This is a genomic window from Aquabacterium sp. CECT 9606, assembly GCF_918741295.1.
Lineage (GTDB): Bacteria > Pseudomonadota > Gammaproteobacteria > Burkholderiales > Burkholderiaceae_C > Aquabacterium.
In genome coordinates, this window is record NZ_CAKKNB010000001.1 from 128,268 (window position 1) to 147,813 (window position 19,546).

A 19,546-nucleotide genomic window follows, 5' to 3' on the forward strand; every position below is an offset into this window, starting at 1 on the left:
GAGTTCACATGAGCGGTTCCTCATCAACGGCGTCGGCTTTGGAAAGCATTGCCTTGCCCATCCTGGCGCTGGCGGGTGCGGTGCTGCTGTTTGGCGGCTTTGTGTGGCTGGGCGGCACCTCGCCCACCGAGACCTGGGTGCTGCTGTTCAAGGGCGCGTTTGGCGATGCCTTCTCTTGGCAGAACACCTTACAGCGCTCGGCGCCCTTGATGTTGACCGCCTTGTGCGTGACGATTCCGCAGCGCGCGGGGTTGATGGTGATTGGTGGTGAGGGCGCCTTGGTGCTGGGTGGGCTGGCCTGTGCCGGCTTGCCTTACCTGATTGCGCCGCCGGCTTCTGCCGTGGGCACCGTGATGGTGTTGCTGGCGGGCGCGGTGGCGGGGGCTGTCTGGATCGGCATCGTGGGCGCTTTGCGGCAATACCGCGGTGTCAATGAAACCATCAGCTCCTTGTTGATGGGTTACCTGGCGGTGGCACTGTTCAAGCACTTCGTGGAAGGGCCCATGCGCGACCCGAGCAGCTTGAACAAGCCTTCGACTTTGCCGCTGGACCCGGCCATCCTGCTGGGCTCCATCCCCGGTTATGAGGTGCATTGGGGCTTGGCCTGGGGGGTGGGCTGTTGCGTGATTGCGGGCTTCTGGCTGTATGGATCGACGCACGGTTTTGCCACGCGGGTGGTGGGCGGCAATGCCCGGGCCGCGCGCCTGGTGGGCTTGCCCAGCCACCGCCTGGTGATCACGGCCTGTGCCTTGGGTGGCGCTTGTGCGGGCCTGGCGGGCGCCATCGAGGTGGCGGCGGTGCACACCAATGCCAATGCCTCGTTGATTGCCGGCCTGGGCTACACGGGCATCCTGGTGTCTTTCGTGGCGCGGCACAACCCCTGGGCCGTGATCCCTGTGGCCATCTTGTTTGGCGGCTTTGGCTCGGCGGGCAGCTTGCTGCAACGCCGCCTGGATTTGCCCGATGCCTCGGTGCTGGTGCTGCAGGGCTTTGCCTTCGTCATGATCCTGGCCAGCGAGGCCTTGCGCGGTCGCCTGGGTGAGCTGCTGGCCCGCCGCCCTGGCATCTCGGCCAACAACCTGTCGCAGGTGCCCGCATGAGTGAATCCTCCATCTGGTTCGACGTGATCATCGCGGTGCTGGGTGGCGCGATCCGCGTGGGCACGCCCTTCTTGTTCGTGAGTCTGGGCGAGTGCCTGACCGAAAAATCAGGCCGCATCAACCTGGGCCTCGAAGGCGTGCTGGTGCTGTCGGCCATGGCCGGCTTCGGGGGAAGCTACCTCACGGGCTCGCCTTGGTTGGGTGTGTTGGCCGCGGGTTGTGCGGGCGCCTTGCTGGCCTTGTTGCACGGCTTGCTGTGCTCGCTCAAAGGCGTGAACGACATCGCCACCGGCATCGCTTTGATGTTGCTGGGCGCGGGCCTGGCCTTCTACCTGGGCAAGGGCTTGATCCAGCCGCAAGCCGCGCAGATCCCTTCGATTGATCTGGGCGGTTGGAGCGATTCGCAGCAGGTGCAGGCCGCCTTGCGCATCAATGCCTTGTTCCCCGTTGGTGTGGCCTTGGCGGGCTTGATGGCCTGGGCCATGGCGAACACACGCTGGGGCTTGATCGTGCGCATGGCGGGTGACAGCAGCGATGCATCGCGGGCACTGGGCTACTCGGTCAATACGGTGCGCGTGTTGGCCACTATGGCGGGCGGCTTCATCGCGGGCTTGGGGGGTGCTTCACTGTCCTTGTATTACCCGGGCAGTTGGAACGAAGGCCTGTCCAGCGGGCAGGGCCTGATCGCGGTGGCCCTGGTGATCTACGCGGGCTGGCAACCCATCAAGTGCTTGTGGGCCGCCTTGCTGTTCGGTGGCGCGGGCGCCTTGGGGCCGGCCTTGCAATCGGTGGGCATCAGCGCGGGCTACCACCTGTTCAACGCCATGCCTTATGCCTTGACCTTGCTGATCCTGATCTGGACCTGCTCGCCCAAGCGATCACTGCAAGGCGCCCCGATGGAATTGAACGTGTCACGTTGACGAGAAGGAGCACAGCATGAGCGGACTCAGTGGACTCAACAAATCGCCCAACGGCGTGGTCGTGGGCCTGGTGCAATTGCAGTTGCCGGTGGTCGAGACCCCGGCGCAACTGGCCTCACAAACACAGCGCGTGGTCGACATGGTGGGCAAGGCGCGGCGCAGCTACCCGGGCATGGACCTGGTGGTGTTCCCCGAGTACTCGCTGCATGGCCTGTCGATGAGCACGGCGCCCGAGTTGATGGTGACGCTGGATGGCCCCGAGGTGGCGGCCCTGCGCGCGGCCTGCATTGCACACAAGATCTGGGGCTGCTTCTCGATCATGGAACACAACCCGCACGGCATGCCCTACAACACAGGCCTGATCTTTGACGACCAGGGCGCGCTCAAGCTGTATTACCGCAAGTTCCACCCCTGGGTGCCGGTGGAGCCCTGGGAGCCCGGCAACATGGGCATCCCCGTCATCGATGGGCCCAAGGGCCTCAAGCTGTCGTTGATCATCTGCCACGACGGCATGTTCCCCGAGATGGCGCGCGAGTGTGCCTACAAGGGTGCCGAGCTGATGATCCGCACAGCGGGCTACACCGCACCGGTGCGCCACGCGTGGCGCATCACCAACCAGGCCAATGCCTTCCAGAACCTGATGATGACGGCCAGCGTGTGCCTGTGCGGCAGCGACGGCACGTTTGATTCCATGGGCGAGGCCATGGTCTGCCATTTCGATGGCACGGTGGCCGTGCAAGGCGGTGGCCGGCCCGACGAGATCGTCTGCGCCGAGATCCGCCCCGACCTGATCCGCGAGGCCCGCCTGAACTGGGGTGTCGAGAACAACATCTACCAGCTTTACCGCCGTGGTTATGCGGCCGTGAAGGGCGGGGCGCAAGACTGCCCCTACACCTTCATGCAGGACATGGTGTCGGGCCAATACGCGTTGCCGTGGGACGGCGAGGTCGTGGTCACCGACGGCACCTCGTGTGGCATTCCCGAGCCCACGCGTGAGTTCCAGGGCAACGAGCCCAACCTGCTGGACACCAGCACGCCAGCGTCTTTGTTCAAGGAGGCCGCATGAGCTTGACCATCGAATCCAAACCCTACGCCTGGCCCTTTGATGGCGATCTGCAGGCCTCGAACACCGCGCTCATCATCATTGATATGCAGACCGATTTCTGCGGCGTGGGTGGCTATGTGGACAAGATGGGCTACGACCTGTCGATGACGCGCGCGCCCATCGAGCCGATCAAGAAGCTGCTCGATGCCTCGCGCAAGGCCGGCATCCTGGTGATCCACACGCGTGAAGGCCACCGCCCCGACTTGACCGACCTGCCGGCCAACAAGCGCTGGCGCTCGCGCCAGATTGGCACCAATGGCGTGGGCATTGGCGACGTGGGCCCGTGCGGCCGCATCCTGGTGCGCGGCGAGCCCGGCTGGGACATCATCCCCGAGCTCTACCCCATCGCGGGCGAGCCCATCATCGACAAGCCGGGCAAGGGCTGCTTCTGCGCCACCGACCTGGAGATGCTGCTGCACACCCAGGGCATCAAGAACATCATCCTGACCGGCATCACCACCGACGTGTGCGTGCACACCACCATGCGCGAGGCCAATGACCGTGGCTTCGAGTGCGTGATCCTGACCGACTGCACCGGTGCCACCGATCCCGCCAACCACGCGGCCGCCTTCAACATGGTGTTGATGCAGGGCGGGGTGTTTGGCACGGTGTCAGATTCTGGTGCGGTGATCAAGGCGTTGGAGACTTTGTGATGGCGCATTCTTTGCGTGCCGATCGCCTTGGGGTGGCTGCGTGGGGTGGGTGGCCAACTGCGCTCGTGTCCCCCGGCCGGGCTGCGCCCGACCTCCTCCTTTACCTCGCTACGTTGGCCACCCACCCCACTTCGCTGGCGGCGATGGTGGTGGCGTGCCGCCATGTGGGGTTGATCGCTCGCGATCAACCCCACCCTCACGCAAGCGCTCTGAGGATGGGGCGGGCGGGGTGTGCGGCGAAGCGAGGTAAAGGAGGAGGAATGGGCCAAGCCCATTCCGGGGGACACGAGCGCAGCCGTGCACCCCGCTTGCCCTGTCCGTTCGCGCCCAACCACCACCCATCATCTTCGTCCCTCATCAAAGCATTGGAGACGCCGTGAGTTCATCTTTGTCGAATAAGCCCGGTCGCCGGCAGTTTCTGCAAGCTGGTGCGGCGTCCGTCGCCGTGGGGGCGGGCCTGATGTCAGCGCCTACCATCGCCAGCGACGACAAGATCCTCATCGGCTACTGGCCCATCGCCTCGGGCTTGCCGCTGTACACCGCGCTGGAACGCGGCTTCTTCAAGGAGGCCGGGCTGAACGTGGAGGGGGTGAAGTTCGCCAGTGCCCAACAGGTGGCCGAGGCCATGATCGCGGGCCGCACGCATGGTTCGGCCAACGGCACGGCCTCGGCCGCGCTGGGCCTGGCCGAGATCGTCTCGCCGGGCTTGTACAAGATCATTTGTTCCAACCCCTCCAACCACAAGTTGATCCTTGACCAGTTCGTGGTGCCCAAGGACAGCCCGATCAAATCGATCGCCGAGCTCAAGGGCAAGCGCGTGGCCTCGGGGCCGGGCATCCAGAACGTCACCCTGGCCAAGATCATCCTGGAGAAGAATGGCATCGTGGACCCCAAGGTGATCGAGTTGCCGATCGGCCAGCATGTGCCCGCGTTGGCAGCTGACCAGCTTGATGCCGTCTACACGCTGGAGCCCACAGGCACCGCGGGCCGCCTCAAGGGCCTGACCCGCGTGCTGGAAAACGGTGTGATCTCCAAGTATGTGCTGGGCGCGGCCGATGCGCCCTGGTTTGGTGGCTCGGCCAGCGTCACCACCAGCCTTTTGAAGGACCGCCCGGACGCGGCCAAAAAGTACATCGCCGCCTATGTGCGGGCGGTCGACTTCGTGCGCAAGAACCCGCTTGAGGTGCGCAAGCACCTGGATGGCTTTACCTCGATCGACCCCTCGCTGGTCAACGAGGTGCCGCTGGCCGGCTTCACGCTCTACAACGAATTCACGGCCTCGGACCTGGGCTACTTCCAGAAGTTCTTCGACGTGTTCACCGAGCGCAAGATCTTCTCGCGCGCTGTGCCGGTCAAGCCCCTCATCTACACAGGTTGAACGCGATGATCCCAAAACAGCTCGACCGCTTGTTCGATGCGCGCCTATTGCCCCTGATCGGGCCGCTGCTGCTGTTCGCGCTGTGGCAACTGGTGATTGCCGCGCAGTGGGTCAAGCCGGTGTTGCTGCCACCACCGGGTGAGACCTTGCTGCACCTGTGGGACAGTGTTTGGAGTGGTGCCATCAAGGCCGATTTCCTGGCCACCTTGTGGCGCACTTTGGCGGCCTTCGGCATCGCGGTGGCCATTGGGGTGCCACTGGGGGTGATGCTGGGCAGTTCGGTCAACGCTTACCGCAGTGTCGAGTTCCTGATCGACTTCTTCCGCTCCACGCCTTCGTCGGCCCTGATCCCATTGTTCCTGCTGATCTTTGGCATCACCGATGCGAACAAGATTGCCATCGCGGCTTTTGCGGCGGTGTTGCTGGTGTTGTTCAACAGCGCGTATGGGGTGATGAACGCGAAGAAGACGCGGGTGATGGCGGCGCAAATCATGGGCGTGTCGCGCTGGCATGTGTTCAAGGATGTGATGCTGATGGAGAGCCTGGCGCAGACCTTCGTGGGCTTGCGCACGGGGGTGTCGATGTCGCTGGTCATCGTGATCGTGGCGGAGATGTTCATTGGCTCGGAGACGGGCTTGGGGCATCGGATCATTGATGCGCAGCAGGTGTTCAATGTGAAGGACATGTACACGTCCATCTTGATCACGGGGGCGTTGGGCTATCTGCTGAATCTGATGTTTTTGTTGATTGAGACGAAGGTTGTGCATTGGAGTGGCAAGGCATGAAAGGCTTGGTGTTGCCGTCGCTTGGGGTTGGGACAGAGCGAGGCGGGTGGACAGCTGCGCTCATGTCCCCCGCCCAGGCTGCGCCTGGTCTCCTCCTTTACTTCGCTCCGCTGTCCACCCGCCTCGCTCTGTCTGGCGGCGCTCTGGCAAAGCCTTCGCTTCGCGAAGGCCTGGGGATGGGCGACGGCGAATGCCGCCGCCCATCCCCCTCTCTCCACCAACGTGGTGAAAGAAGCGGGCAGTGGGGTGCACGGCGAAGCGAAGTAAAGGAGGAGGTCGGGCGAAGCCCGGCCGGGGGACATGAGCGCAGCCGTGCGCCCCACTGCCCACTTCGGTTTCACCGCACTCTCCCCCACCACGCAACAACCTCCCACCAGCACCCCAGGCCATCAAAGAGGATCACCCCATGAGCGCCGTTCTCCAATCCGATGAGCCCGTGGCCATGCCCACCACCTCCCGCCCTCATGTCACAGTGCGTGGCTTGAGCAAGTCCTTTGCGGGCAAGCCGCTGTACACCGACTTCAACCTCGACTTGCCCCGCAACAAGATCGTGTCGATCTTCGGCCCCAATGGCTGCGGCAAGTCCACCTTGATGAACATGATCGCTGGCCTAATCCCGTTGGACAAAGGCGAGATCCTGTTCGATGGCAAGACGCTGAAAGAAACCAAAATCGGCTACGTGTTCCAGAACTACCGCGATGCGCTGTTCCCCTGGATCACAGCGCGCGACAACATCGCCTACCCCCTGCGCCGCCACGGCATGAAAGAAGCCGAGGTGCAGGCACGTGTGGACGAACTGGTCAAGCTGTTCGAGATCCGCTTCGACCTGGCACGCTACCCGTATGAGCTGTCAGGTGGCCAGATGCAGACGGTGTGCATCATGCGCGCCCTGGCCCCCAACCCCGAGGTCATGTTCCTGGACGAGCCTTTCTCGGCGCTCGACTTCGAGATGACCCTGTTCATCCGCGAGAAGCTGCAAGAAGCTCACCTGGCCACGGGCGTCAGTATGATCATCGTCTCGCACGATCTGGAAGACGCCGTCTTCCTGGCCGACGAGATCCTGCTGCTCACACGCCGGCCCACCAGCATCGCCGAGATCGTGCCGTTCAGACTGCCGCGGCCTCGCCACCCAGAGTCGGTCTCCGACCCCGAGTTCGTGCGCGTCAAGGCCCATACGCTGGAAGTCTTCCGGCGTGAGATGAAAGCCTGACATGACCGCCCCCCTCGACCCCGTCCCTCCCAAGACCGGCGCATTGGCGCTGTCCACCTACAAGCTGACCAAGCGCTTTGGCAGCTTCACCGCGATGGACGGGGTGTCCATCGACGTGCGGCCCGGCACCGTGCATGCACTGCTGGGCGAGAACGGCGCGGGCAAGAGCACCCTGGTCAAGGCCGTGGTTGGCTACCACCAGCCTGAAGAAGGCTCGGTGCTGATCGATGGCCGCGAGCACGCCATCACCTCCCCAGTGGTGGCCCGCGACCTGGGCATCGGCATGGTCTACCAGCACTTCACCGTGGTGCCCGGCATGACGGTGGCCGAGAACCTGCTGCTGGCGCGCGGCACGCTGCCCTCCATCATCCCCTGGCACAAGGTGCGCCAGGAACTCAAGGCCTTCTTGGACACCACGCCCTTCAAGCTCGACCTGGACGCGCGGCCCATGGACCTGTCGGCGGGCGAGAAGCAAAAGCTGGAGATCCTCAAGCAGCTCTACCTCAAGCCACGCCTGCTAATCCTGGACGAGCCCACCTCGGTGCTCACGCCGCAAGAGGCCGACGAGGTGCTGGGCCTCTTGCGTGATCGTGCGCATGCAGGCGAGGTCTCTATCATCATGATCACCCACAAGTTCCGCGAGGTGATGGAGATTGCCGACGACGTGAGCGTGCTGCACCGGGGCCGCCTGGTCGGCAGCCACCGCGTGGCCGACACCAACCCCGCGTTGCTGGGCGCCGAGATGGTCGGTGAAAGCCATGTCCGCAAAGCCCCCAGCAAGGCTGCCGATGATGTGATCGACATGGTCCCCGAAGCTGTGCTGGACGAGGTGGTCTCCACCGCGCCGCTGCACCGCGTGCTGCTCAACCCCACCGCGCCCCTGCGCCTGGAGGTTGACCAGCTCGACGTGCAAGGTGATCGGGGTGAGCGTGCCGTGCACCAACTCAGCTTGAAGGTGCGCGCTGGCGAGATCCTGGGCATCGCTGGTGTCTCAGGCAATGGCCAGCGCGAGTTGATGGAATCCCTGGTGGGCCAGCGCGACCGCGAATCCGGCCAGGTGAAGATCGCCAATGAATTGTACGAAGCGCGTCGCGAACAAAACCAGCGCCTCAATGTGCGCAGCCTGCCCGAAGAACCCTTGCGCAATGCCTGTGTGGGCGACTTGAGCGTGGCCTTGAACATTGGCCTGCGCCGATTTGACCAGGCCCCGGCGGCCCGCGGTGGCTGGATCCGTGGCGGTGTCTTGCGCGATCAGGCGCGCCAGTTGATTGCCGAGTACCGCGTCAAGACCCAAGGCGAAAACGCGCCGATCAAATCGCTGTCGGGCGGCAATGTGCAGCGCGCCGTGCTGGCCCGCGAGCTCGATGGCCAGGTCGATGTGCTGCTGGTGTCCAACCCGGTGTTCGGTCTGGACTTCGCTGCCGTGGCCGAGATCCACTCGCGCATCATGGGCGTGCGCAACCAAGGCGGCGCCGTGCTGCTGGTCAGCGAAGATCTCGATGAGTTGCTGAAACTGGCCGACCGCATCGTGGTGATGAGCGAAGGCCGCATCGTTCACGAATGCCAGGCCCAGGATGCCGACCGCCGCGTGCTGGGCGCCTTCATGGGCGGTGGCCACCACGAAGCATCCACCCCTTTGGAGCAAGCCGCATGAGCGCCGAACCCGTTTTGCTGAAAGTGCCCGCGCAGCCTTTCGAGTACAGCTTCAGCATGGCGCACACGGCCTTGCTCATCATCGACATGCAGCGCGACTTCATCGAGCCGGGCGGCTTTGGTGAAACGCTGGGCAATGACGTGTCGCTGCTGGCCGCGATCGTGCCCACCGTCAAGCGTGTGTTGGAAGCATGGCGCGCCAGCGGCGGCTGCGTCATCCACACCCGCGAAGGGCACCTGCCTGACCTGTCCGACTGCCCGCCCGCCAAACGCCTGCGTGGCGCGCCCAAGCTGCGCATTGGCGACGAGGGCCCGATGGGCCGCATCCTGATCCAGGGTGAGCCCGGCCACGCCATCATCCCCGAGCTGGCCCCGATCGATGGCGAAGTCGTGATCGACAAGCCCGGCAAGGGTGCCTTCTACGGCACCGGCCTGGGCGAGGTGCTTGAAGCACGCGGCATCACCCACCTCATCGTGATGGGCGTGACCACCGAAGTCTGCGTGCAGACCACCATGCGCGAAGCGAACGACCGCGGTTACGACTGCCTGCTGGTCGAAGACGGCACCGAAAGTTATTTCCCCGCGTTCAAGGAAGCCGCCTTGGCCATGATCCGCGCGCAAGGCGCCATCGTGGGCTGGACGGCGCCCAGCGCATCCCTGTTGGCGGTCTTGCCCACCTGATCGATCTTGTTGCCATGTCCATTCCCCACACCATCTCGGGCTTGTTGACTGCCTACCGCGAAGGCGCCCTGACGCCCGCGCAGGTGTTCGCCCGCTTCCTCACCGCGCCACCCGCCACGCCGGAGGATCCCGCCTGGATTCACCGCGCACCGGCCGACTTCATCCAGGCGCAACTGGACGCCCTGGCCGGCCAAAGCCCCGCGACCCTGCCTTTGTTCGGCATCCCCTTTGGCGTCAAGGACAACATCGACGTCGCCGGCCTGCCCACCACCGCCGCCTGCCCGGCCTTTGCCTACATGCCGAAGCAATCGGCCACCGTGGTGCAGCGCTTGATGGCGGCAGGCGCCATCGTGGTCGGCAAGACCAACCTCGACCAGTTCGCCACCGGCCTGGTCGGCGCCCGCTCGCCCTATGGCGTGCCCACCTCCACCTTCAGTGATGAACACGTCAGCGGCGGTTCCAGCTCAGGCTCGGCGGTGGTGGTGGCGCGTGGTGAAGTGGCCTTTGCCTTGGGCACCGACACGGCAGGCTCGGGGCGCGTGCCCGCGGGCTTCAACAACCTGGTGGGCATCAAACCCACGCCGGGCCTGGTGCCCACGGGCGGGGTCGTGCCGGCGTGCAAGTCGCTGGATTGCGTGTCGATCTTCGCGCTCACCGCGTCCGATGGCGCACGCGTGTTGGCCGTGGTGGAAGGGCCGCAAGCGGGCGAACCTGTCTTCAACCAGGTGAACTTGCAGGCACCGCGCCTGCCCGCCAAGCTGCGCGTGGGCGTGCCCATGGCGCCCGAGTTCTTTGGCGATGCCGAGTACGCAGGCGCCTTTGACCGGGCCCAGGCGCAATGGGCCGGCTTGCGCGATGTCGATGGTCAACCTTGGCCTGTTGAGCTGGTGCCTGTGGACCTGAGCCCCTTCATGGCCGTGGCGCGCCTGTTGTACGAAGGCCCGTGGGTAGCAGAGCGTTACGCGGCCATCAGCGATTTCATCGCATCGCACGCCGATGACATCAATCCCGTGGTGCGCGGCATCATCGAGGGCGCCCGCCAGCACGATGCGGTGTCGGCCTTCAAGGGCCAGTACCGCTTGCGCGAGCTGGCCCAGGCCACCTTGCCCACTTGGCAACACATCGATGTGCTGATGGTGCCCACGGCCCCCACCATGCCCACGCTGGCCAGCGTGCAGGCCGACCCGGTGGTCCGCAACAGCCAGCTGGGCACCTACACCAACTTTGTCAACCTGCTGGGCCTGGCGGCGCTGGCCTTGCCCAGCGGCTTCACGGCCAGAGGCCTGCCTTTCGGCATCACCCTGATCGCACCCGGCGGCAGCGACGCGGCCCTGCTCGATCTGGGCGCCCTGTGGCAACAGGCCCTGGCCTGCAGCACCACCACCCCTTTGGGCCACGCCCTGAACGCACCCACCGATGCCGAGCTGACGTGGCCTTGCGGCGTGCAAGCCCTGGCTGCGCCCACGCTGATGGTGTCTGTCGTGGGCGCGCACCTGAGCGGCATGCCCCTGCACAATCAACTCACCGAGCGCCAGGCCAGGTTGGTGTCCAGCACCCGCACGGCCCCGCACTACCGCTTGTTCGCCTTGCCGGGCACCGTGCCGCCCAAGCCCGGCCTGGTCCGCGTCTCGGCCGATGCACCACCCGCTGAAGGTCACGCCATCGCGGTCGAGGTTTACGCGATGCCGCAATCCAGCGTCGGTTCTTTTCTGGCCTTGATCCCACCACCACTGGGCCTGGGATCGGTCGAGCTGGAAGATGGCAGTTGGGTCAAGGGCTTCATCTGTGAGCCCTGTGGCCTGCTTGGCGCCGAAGACATCAGCCAGCACGGCGGCTGGCGCGCCTACATGAACAGGAAAACCGCATGACCCTGTCGACCAGCCACCTCAACCACCCCGAGGTGCTGCAAGAAGTCACCGCCATCTTCTTGCGTTATGAGGATGCCCTGGTGGCCAACGACGTGGAGGCGCTCAACGCGTACTTCTGGGCCAGCCCCTGCGTGACCCGCTATGGCATTGGCGACAAGCAACTGGGCCACGAGGCGTTGGTGGCCTACCGCCAGACCGTGCCGCCGCCCGATTACACTCGCCAGCTTCACGAAGTCCGCATCACGGCCTTTGGACCCGACATGGCCGTGGCCATGACCGAGTTCACGCGCAGTGACACCACCTTGCGCGGCTTTCAGACGCAGACCTGGGTGCGGTTCTCGGATGGTTGGAAGATCGTCTCGGCCCACGTCAGCATGATCCCTTTCACGCCTGGATGAAACTGTGAGCTTGATCGCGCCGCCCTTCAACACCTCGTCGCCAGCCACACTGGCCGAGCGGGCCTACGCGCAGATCAAGCAACTCATCTTCGACTTCGTGCTGCTGCCGGGTGACCGCTTCTCGGAAAGCGACATGGCCGGCCGCGTGCAGGTCAGCCGCACACCTTTGCGCCAGGCTTTGCAACGCTTGCAAAGCGAAGGCTTCCTGCAGGTGTTTCCCAAAAGCGGCTGGCAGGTCGAGCCGCTCAACTTCGAGGTGTTCGACCAGCTTTATGATTTCCGCGTGCTGATGGAAACCCATGCCGTGGCCAAGCTGTGCGAGGCCGAAGACCGCCCCATCCTCAAGACTTTGGCCGATGCCTGGTTGGTCAAGGCAGATGAACGCCACCCGGTCACCAGCATGGTCGACATGCTGGACGAGGCTTTTCACTCATCGCTGGTGCACGCCACCGGCAATGCCGAGATGGCACGTGTGCACGACGACATCACCGAGCGCATCCGCATCATCCGGCGCCTGGATTTCACAAAACCAGCCCGGGTGGAGGCCACCTACCAAGAGCACGCGCGCATCATCCGCGCCATCACGCAAAGGCGCAGTGACGAAGCCCAGCGCCTGCTGCGCGCCCACATCGAGCAAAGCAAGCTGGAGGTGCGGCACATCACGCTGGACATGCTCTACCAGGCCCGCCGCAGCTGAGCTTACAAGCGAGGCAGGTCGCGCAAGGCGGTGGTCAGGGCGCTGGACTTGACCACGCCGCGCAACTCGCCGCAGCGCGCCAGCATGGGGATCGCCTTGCCCGGGTTGAGCAGGCCTTGCGGATCGAATGCGGCCTTGAAGGCCAGCATCTGCGCGCGTTCCGCATCGCTGAACTGCACGCACATGGCGCCCAGCTTTTCAACGCCCACGCCGTGTTCACCCGTGATGGTGCCGCCCAGCGCCACGGCCGTGCACAGGATGTCGTTGCCAAAGGCCTCGGCGCGTTTCAGCTGGTCCGGGTCATTGGCATCGAACAGGATCAAGGGGTGCAGGTTGCCATCGCCTGCGTGGAAGACGTTGACGCAGCGCAGCCCGTGGGTGACGGCCATCGCGCTGATGGCGTGCAGCATCTCGGCCAGGCAGCGGCGCGGGATGGAGGCATCCATGCACAGGTAGTCGGGGCTGATGCGGCCCGTGGCCGGAAAGGCGTTCTTGCGGCCGCTCCAGAAGCGCAATCGCTGCGCTTCGTTCTGGCTGCAATCGATGCGCGTGGCGCCCGCGTACTGCAGCACGGCGGTCAGGCGCGCGATCTCTTCGTCCACTTCTTCCTGGGTGCCATCGCTTTCAACCAGCAGGATGGCGGCGGCGTTCAGGTCGTAGCCCGCGCGCACGAAGTCTTCCACGGCCACCGTCATGGGGCCGTCCATCATCTCCAGTCCAGCGGGGATCAGGCCGGCGCCGATGATGGCGGCCACGGCGTCACCGGCCTTGCCGACCTCGTCGAAGCTGGCCAACAGGCAGCAGGCCACTTGTGGTTTGGGCAGCAGGCGCACGGTCACTTCGGTGGCCACGCCCAGCAAGCCTTCGCTGCCGATGAAAGCGGCCAGCAGGTCCAGGCCTGCGCAATCCAGGGCTTCGCTGCCCAGTTCAAGCAACTCGCCTTCCACCGTGAAGCCGCGCACGCGCAGCACGTTGTGCACCGTCAGGCCGTATTTCAGGCAGTGCACGCCGCCAGCGTTCTCGGCCACGTTGCCGCCAATGGTGCAGGCGATCTGGCTGCTGGGGTCGGGCGCGTAATACAGGCCGTGCGGTGCGGCCGCTTCGCTGATCGCCAGGTTGCGCACGCCGCATTGGACGATGGCGGTGCGGGCCAGGGGGTCGACATGAACGATGCTGGTCAGGCGTGCCAGCGACAGCGTCACGCCCAGGTCGTCGGGCAAGGCGCCACCCGACAGGCCGGTGCCAGCGCCGCGTGCCACCACGGGCACTTTCAGGGCATGGCAGGCTTTCAACACCGCACCCACTTCTTCGTGGGTCTCGGGCATGGCCACGGCCAGGGGGCGTTGTCGGTAGGCGCTCAGACCATCGCATTCAAAAGGGGCGACGGCTTCGTCGTGCCAGAGCACGCTGCGCGCGGGCAGCACGCGGTGCAAAGCGGCGACCACGTCGCGCTGGCGTTGGGTGCGTTGGGTGGTGTCCATCGCCCCCACTGTAAGGCACTCAGGCGATCAGCAGCTCCGGGATGCGCCCCAACATGAGTTGGTCGCGGCTGTCGATGGCCAAGGTGGCGCCGTGGCCTTCAAAGCGGTAGTGGCGGCCGGTGACCGAAGAACGCACGCTCAAGTTGCCGCCGCCCAGGTACTTGGCGCTGAGTTGCGTGGTGCGGCGCGCGGTGGGCGCTGGTGCGCTGTGGCCGGCCGTGGAGTGGCAGGTGGTGGCGCGCGCTGCCGGCTCGGCGGCGTGGCCGCTGCTCAGGGCCGTGCGCCGCACGGTGGTGGTGATCTTGTGCGTGCCCAGGGCAGGGCGGGCCCATGACACCGTCGACAATGGCACGGCCGCACGCTGTTCTGGCTCGGCGTCGTCCGACAGGGACTTGGTGTTGAAGGGGATGGGTTGGGTCTTGGTGTAAACGCGAGCAATCATGGCGACATCCTTTGGAGTGAATGGCCCAACGCGGCCGACAGGCGGCAGTGTGCTCGGATGGTCTTGCGGTGCCTATCCCCTTGGGTGGGGAACCCAAAAGGGGGTGTCTGCTCAGGCCCAGACGGTCAGGACGCCCGTGTAGCCATACAGGTGGTGGCGCGCGATCTCGCCGCCCGCGAACATGCCGACCAGGGGGATGTCGCCCAGCGCGTGCTGGATGATCTGCATCTCGGCATTCGGGCCGCCAAAATGCGGGCCGCCCCGGCCAGCGCAACTGATGTAGATGGCGCCGGCAGGCGTGCGGCTGGGGCCGTCTTGCGGGTCGAACTCTTCGCGGATTTCGGCGCAGGCGCGCACCAGATCGCGCCGGGCGGCGGTGACATTGCGCTGGCAAAACGCCAACTGCATGCCAACCTCGACCAGGTCGCTCACCGCCACGCCCTGGCGCTGTGGGTCCAGGCCCACCAGATGGCGAACGCGCGTGTCGGCGCCAAAGGTGTGCCTGTGTTCCAACAGGTCGCTGGCCGTGTCGGTCAGGCCCGCCAGCGTGGCACGCACCTTGGGCAGGGCCTCGCGCGGCAGGCCGTTGGCCGTCACCGAGGCGGTCAGGTTCAGGTCGCGCAACAGGCAGTTCAAGGCGGGTTCGCCGTCCAGCGCATAGACCACGTTGCGCTCGGCGGCGGTGATCTGGCGGGCCTGGCCAATGGGCTGGCAGCCCTGGGTCACGCGCGAGACCAGGTGCACGCGGTCTGAAAACGCCACGCCCGATACACCGCCCGACCACACGCCCTGGGCTTGCTCGCCGTGCTCGGCCAAGGGGTCCAGCGCCAGGTGCAGACTGCGTGTGCGCCCGGTGCTCAGGCCACCGAACAGGTAGCCCGTGCGGGTTCTGGCCGCCAACTCCGTGATCAGCTCTTGCAGGTCCGGGGTGTGGGCATCGGCATGCACCTGCGCCACATGCGGCACGAAGCCCACGCCGGAGGACATCGACAAGGCCGTCAAGCCCACGCGGGGCAGGGAGGGCAAAGGTTGCTGGCCCGAGTACACCCGGAAGTCTTCGCTGGGCAAGGTGGACACCATCACCGCCAGGGCGGGCTCGTCGATGTATTCCACGCCGCTGGCCAGCACACCCAGGCCCACGCCGCCCACCCAGGCCACGCCGGGCAAGCGCTCACGCAGGCCGTGCAGGATGATTTCGGCGTGGGGTGCCAGCGCCTCGGTCAGGTAACACCAGCCCAAGGTGGCGCCCATGGTGGCGGCACCCTGCGACTCCAGCTGCGCCCACACCAGCGACAGGGCCAGGTCCGCCTGCGGGTGCGTGGCGTGCGCGTGCAAGAAGCGCGGCGCCATGGTCAAGGTGGAAGCAGCAGGCATGGGGGCCGATCAATCCGACGAGCCACTGTCGGTGGACCGTGGGCGAACACTGGCGGCCGAGGTCTTGCGGGTCGGCCGTGATGTGGTTTTGACCGCCACCTTGGCGGTGCGCGTGGACTTGCTGACCGGGGGCGGCGAGGCAGGTTCCTTGGCGGCAACCGTGGGCGCGCTCGCCGCCGCTTCCATGCCCTGAGCGCTGGCCTGGGCCACTTGCACGGCCTGACTGGCGAGGTTGCTGAACTGCTGGGTCAGGGTGTCCCACCAACGCAGCGGGTTCACGGCGGGCTGCTCAGCCGCCTCGTCGGCGGTGTCGGCTGCTGAAGAGGCGGCGGCTTCTGGTTGCGCGGCAGGCGCTTCGGTGGGCGTGGCGGTGGTACGTGCCTTGAGGGACTCGCGCACCGCGTCCATCGACACGTTCATGCCACGCAGCGTGGACAAGGTCATGCGCTGCACTTCAAGGCCCTGGATCGTCATGCCGATCAGGCGGGAGTTCTGCTCCAGCCAGAATTGCACGGTTTTCAAATCCTGGATGCGCTTGTCCAGCTCCTCGGGATCGAGGGTGGGCAGGCTCCAGGGTGTGGCGCTTTTGCCACCCATGCCCTGGGCGGCTTGCAGATTGGGCAGCGCGCTGCCGGCGGCTTTCATCCAGTCCTGGAAGAACGACATGCCGGCCCCCAGCCCGCCAAAAGCCGACGCGGCATCGCCACCGGACGCGTTGCTGGGATCGGGACTGGTCGGGCGGGTAGGCATGGGCAGGGCTCCTGAAGCGATCGGCAGTCCATTGTGCCCCCAAGCCACCGCATAATCACCAGCTTCATGCAACGCCGAGAACTCCTACGCCACCTCAGTCGAACCGCCGCTGCACTGGCGTGGCAGCAGATGTTCTCGCCGTTGGCGATGGCGCAGGCTCCCACGCTCGACAACTGGCGTGAAAGCGCCGAGGTCTTCACCCTGGGCGTGGCCAGTGGCGAGCCCCGGCCTAACTCGGTGGTGCTGTGGACCCGCCTGGCCCCCAAGCCCGAACGGGCCGATGGCGGCATGCCCCCGCAAAGCGTGGCGGTGCAATGGCAGGTGGCCAGCGACTCGCGCTTTGACCAGGTCGTTCGCCAGGGCGCTGAGCTGGCCGAAGCCACCCGCGCGCACAGCGTCCATGTCGAGGTGTCGGGTTTGCTGCCTGGCCGCGAATACTTCTACCGCTTCCAGGTGGCGGGCCAGGTCAGCACGATTGGCCGCACACGCACCGCCCCCGACCCCAACGAAGCGACCCCGCGCTTGCGCATCGCGCTGGCATCGTGCCAACACTTCGAGGCGGGGTATTTCGGTGTGCACCGCGACATCGCCGCCAGTGATGTGGACCTGGTGCTGTTCGTGGGCGACTACTTCTACGAGAACCAGTTGCCCGGCTACCTGCGCGTGCGCCAGCACACGCACCAGTTCCCGCGCGACAAGGCCAAGTTCACCTTGGCGCACTACCGCCAGCACCATGCCGCCTACCGGCAAGAGGCCGACCTGCGTGCCTGCCACGCCGCCCACCCCTGGCTGATGGTGTGGGACGACCACGATGTGCTCAACGACTACGCCGGCCTGACCGAGCCCGACGATGACTTGAAACAAGCGCAGTTCGTCAAACTGCGCACGGCCGCCTACCAAGCGTATTTCGAGCACATGCCCATCTCGCCCAAGCGTGCGCCGGTGGATGCCAGCATGCGCATGCACGACCGCTACGAGTGGGGCCAACTGGCCGAGTTGTGGACCTTGGACACGCGCCAGTTCCGCAGCGAGCACGTGTGCAGCACCTGGCGAGGGCCGCGCAATGGCCGCATGCTGTGGCGTTGCCCGGCCGCGTTGAAGCCCGAGCGCAGCATGCTGGGCCAGGACCAGGAACTTTGGTTGGCCGATGGCCTGGCCACCAGCACGCGCGCCTGGAAGTTCATCGTTCAGAGCACCCAGATCAGTCCCTCCGGTTTGACCGGGCGCTTTGGCAAGCTCCTGTATGGCGATGGTTGGGATGCCTTCCCGGCCGCGCGCGAGCGCCTCATGGCCGCCATCGCCCAGCCCCGCGTGCCCGATGTGATCTGCCTGAGCGGCGATGTGCACCGCCACGTGGCTGCCAACCTGCGCCTGCAGCCGTCCGACCTGCAATCGCCCATCGTCGCCAGTGAAATCGTCACCTCGTCGATCACCAGCCCGGGCTTGAGCGAACTCATCTCGCAGTGGATGAAAGCCGTCAACCCCGACCTGCTGCACCTGCGCAGCGATGAGCGCGGCTTTGTGCTGCTGGACGTGACGCCGCGGCAGGTGGCGTGCGAGTTCCTGGCCACCCCCCACCCCGTGCGTGCCGATTCGCGCCTGCACACGCAGGCCCGCTATGTGATTGACCGGGGTGTGCCCGGGCCACGCAAAGTCTGAGCCTGCCTACAATCTGCGGCATGGCCAACCCCAAAGTCTCGTTCAAGCAGCAGGTGCTCAAGGCGCGCGAAGAAGCCATCGTGGTTTCGGTCAACCGCTTGCTGGCCGACAAGGGCTTTGACCTGATGACCATGGACGAGGTGGCCGCGGATGTGGGCATCGCCAAGGCCAGCCTGTACAAACACTTCGCCTCGAAAGAAGCCCTGGCCGCAGCGGCCATGAACCGCATCCTGCGCCGGTCGATGGACTACCTGACCGAGCTTGAACAGCAGCCAGGCCCCACCGATCCGGTCGAGCGCTTGAAGGCGGTGGCGCGCTGGACCATGGAAGTGCAACTGGCGGGCGAGATGCCCTCCTTGCCCGCGCAGAACTCCACCTTGCGCGCCGAGCTGATGGCCGATGCCGACTACATGAACCTGTTGATGGCCGTGAGCGAAAAGCTGGGTGAATGGATCGTGCAAGGGCAGGCCGATGGCCAGCTCAGCCAGAACCTGCCACCCGAGGTGATCCTGTACACGCTGTTTGCCCGCGCCTGCGACCCCGTGCTGGGCGTGCTCAAAGCCGGTGGCCATGCGCACGATCAGATCATCGCGTGGTTGATCGAGAGCTGCTTTTCGGGGCTGGCCAGGCGCCCATGAAAAAAGCCGGGGCAGGCCCCGGCTTGTGCTTCAACGCCTGAAGACGTTCAAGTTATTCGTCGCGGCCACCAAAGATGCCCAACAGTGCCAGCAGCGACTGGAACACGTTGTAGATGCTCAGGTAGACACCCAGGGTGGCGGTGATGTAGTTGGTTTCATACCCATCTTGCACGCGCTTGAGGTCGTGCAGGATGAAGGCCGAAAAGATGCCGATCGAGATCACCGACAGCGTGATCATCAGGGCGCTCGACTGGATGAAGATGTTGGCGATGCCGGCCACCAGCAACATGATCATGCCGATGAACAGGAACTTGCCCATCGAGCTCAGGTCACGCTTGATGATGGTGGACAGCGACGCCATGCCCAGGAAGATTGCGCCGGTACCCGCAAAAGCCGTCATCACCAGGCTGGCGCCATTGGCCAGCCCCAGCACGGTGCCGATCAGGCGAGCCAGCATCAGGCCCATGAAGAAAGTGAAGGCCAGCAGCACGGGCACGCCGGCCGAGGAATTCTTCGTTTTCTCGATCGCGAACATGAAGCCGAAAGCACCGGCCAGGAACACGATGGCGCCCACGCCCGGGGTCATCATGCTGGCGATGCCCGAGGCCACGCCCAGCCAAGCGCCCAACACGGTTGGGATCATCGACAACGCCAGCAGGGCATAGGTGTTGCGCAACACGCGGTTGCGCTGGGCGGCAGTGGTGCCAAATGCACTGAAGCCGTCCTGGTTGGTTTGCAAAGATTGATTCATGGT

General features: G+C 65.4%; 19 protein-coding genes. 14 read left to right on the top strand and 5 right to left on the bottom strand.

All coding sequences use genetic code 11. The annotated features are described in order from the left end of the window. Positions 1-8: 8 nt before the first annotated feature. The 12 genes from LQ232_RS00600 (at position 9) to LQ232_RS00655 (ending at position 12,448) form a co-directional block, all read left to right on the top strand. A complete protein-coding gene (locus LQ232_RS00600; protein WP_230177468.1) occupies positions 9-1,100 on the top strand; it encodes an ABC transporter permease in 1,092 nt (363 codons plus the stop codon). After that, the gene (locus tag LQ232_RS00605; RefSeq protein WP_230177470.1) at positions 1,097-2,020 is read left to right on the top strand and encodes an ABC transporter permease; all 924 of its coding nucleotides are present in this window, start codon (positions 1,097-1,099) and stop codon (positions 2,018-2,020) included. The genes LQ232_RS00600 and LQ232_RS00605 overlap by 4 nt, the downstream gene beginning before the upstream one ends. 16 nt (positions 2,021-2,036) lie before the next feature. Then, positions 2,037-3,086, top strand: a complete 1,050-nt coding sequence (locus LQ232_RS00610) for a formamidase (protein WP_230177472.1) — start codon at positions 2,037-2,039, stop codon at positions 3,084-3,086. Beyond that, positions 3,083-3,778, top strand: coding sequence for a cysteine hydrolase family protein (locus LQ232_RS00615; protein WP_230177474.1), 696 nt, complete (start codon positions 3,083-3,085; stop codon positions 3,776-3,778). The genes LQ232_RS00610 and LQ232_RS00615 overlap by 4 nt, the downstream gene beginning before the upstream one ends. Before the next feature lie 376 nt (positions 3,779-4,154). Then, complete coding sequence (locus LQ232_RS00620) at positions 4,155-5,156, top strand: ABC transporter substrate-binding protein (RefSeq protein WP_230177476.1); 1,002 nt, start codon at positions 4,155-4,157, stop codon at positions 5,154-5,156. A gap of 5 nt (positions 5,157-5,161) precedes the next feature. Beyond that, positions 5,162-5,941 carry an ABC transporter permease gene (locus LQ232_RS00625; RefSeq protein ID WP_230177478.1) on the top strand — a complete coding sequence of 260 codons (780 nt, stop codon included), beginning with the start codon at positions 5,162-5,164 and terminating at the stop codon, positions 5,939-5,941. Between the two features lie 406 nt (positions 5,942-6,347). Then, a complete protein-coding gene (locus tag LQ232_RS00630) occupies positions 6,348-7,151 on the top strand; it encodes an ABC transporter ATP-binding protein (RefSeq protein ID WP_230177480.1) in 804 nt (267 codons plus the stop codon). A gap of 1 nt (position 7,152) precedes the next feature. Beyond that, a complete protein-coding gene (locus LQ232_RS00635) occupies positions 7,153-8,805 on the top strand; it encodes an ABC transporter ATP-binding protein (protein WP_230177482.1) in 1,653 nt (550 codons plus the stop codon). Next, complete coding sequence (locus LQ232_RS00640; protein WP_230177484.1) at positions 8,802-9,485, top strand: cysteine hydrolase family protein; 684 nt, start codon at positions 8,802-8,804, stop codon at positions 9,483-9,485. Before LQ232_RS00635 ends, LQ232_RS00640 begins: the two co-directional genes overlap by 4 nt. Before the next feature lie 14 nt (positions 9,486-9,499). Next, entirely contained in the window at positions 9,500-11,353 is a 1,854-nt protein-coding gene (gene atzF, locus LQ232_RS00645; protein ID WP_230177486.1) for an allophanate hydrolase, read from the top strand. Beyond that, positions 11,350-11,751, top strand: coding sequence for an oxalurate catabolism protein HpxZ (hpxZ, locus tag LQ232_RS00650; protein ID WP_230177494.1), 402 nt, complete (start codon positions 11,350-11,352; stop codon positions 11,749-11,751). The genes atzF and hpxZ overlap by 4 nt, the downstream gene beginning before the upstream one ends. A 4-nt stretch (positions 11,752-11,755) precedes the next feature. Next, positions 11,756-12,448 (top strand): GntR family transcriptional regulator, encoded by a 693-nt coding sequence (locus LQ232_RS00655; protein ID WP_230177496.1) that lies wholly within the window; start codon positions 11,756-11,758, stop codon positions 12,446-12,448. 2 nt (positions 12,449-12,450) lie between these two features. On the opposite strand, the gene LQ232_RS00660 is transcribed toward LQ232_RS00655, so the two are convergent. The 4 genes from LQ232_RS00660 to LQ232_RS00675 form a co-directional block, all read right to left on the bottom strand. Beyond that, positions 12,451-13,929 (bottom strand): FAD-linked oxidase C-terminal domain-containing protein, encoded by a 1,479-nt coding sequence (locus LQ232_RS00660; protein ID WP_230177498.1) that lies wholly within the window; start codon positions 13,927-13,929, stop codon positions 12,451-12,453. A gap of 19 nt (positions 13,930-13,948) precedes the next feature. Continuing rightward, a complete protein-coding gene (locus LQ232_RS00665) occupies positions 13,949-14,371 on the bottom strand; it encodes a hypothetical protein (RefSeq protein WP_230177501.1) in 423 nt (140 codons plus the stop codon). A 111-nt stretch (positions 14,372-14,482) separates the two neighbouring features. Continuing rightward, the gene (locus LQ232_RS00670) at positions 14,483-15,745 is read right to left on the bottom strand and encodes an FIST N-terminal domain-containing protein (RefSeq protein ID WP_230177510.1); all 1,263 of its coding nucleotides are present in this window, start codon (positions 15,743-15,745) and stop codon (positions 14,483-14,485) included. A gap of 9 nt (positions 15,746-15,754) precedes the next feature. Then, positions 15,755-16,495 carry a PhaM family polyhydroxyalkanoate granule multifunctional regulatory protein gene (locus tag LQ232_RS00675; protein ID WP_230177512.1) on the bottom strand — a complete coding sequence of 247 codons (741 nt, stop codon included), beginning with the start codon at positions 16,493-16,495 and terminating at the stop codon, positions 15,755-15,757. A 66-nt stretch (positions 16,496-16,561) separates the two neighbouring features. Here LQ232_RS00675 and LQ232_RS00680 point away from each other — a divergent pair, with 66 nt between their 5' ends. Next, complete coding sequence (locus LQ232_RS00680) at positions 16,562-18,154, top strand: alkaline phosphatase (protein ID WP_230177514.1); 1,593 nt, start codon at positions 16,562-16,564, stop codon at positions 18,152-18,154. Positions 18,155-18,174: 20 nt separating this feature from the next. Beyond that, complete coding sequence (locus LQ232_RS00685) at positions 18,175-18,792, top strand: TetR/AcrR family transcriptional regulator (RefSeq protein ID WP_230177516.1); 618 nt, start codon at positions 18,175-18,177, stop codon at positions 18,790-18,792. Between the two features lie 52 nt (positions 18,793-18,844). Here LQ232_RS00685 and LQ232_RS00690 read toward each other — a convergent pair whose 3' ends face one another. Continuing rightward, on the bottom strand, positions 18,845-19,543 hold the full coding sequence (locus LQ232_RS00690; RefSeq protein ID WP_230177518.1) for a Bax inhibitor-1/YccA family protein: 699 nt from the start codon (positions 19,541-19,543) through the stop codon (positions 18,845-18,847). Between the last annotated feature and the right edge of the window lie 3 nt (positions 19,544-19,546).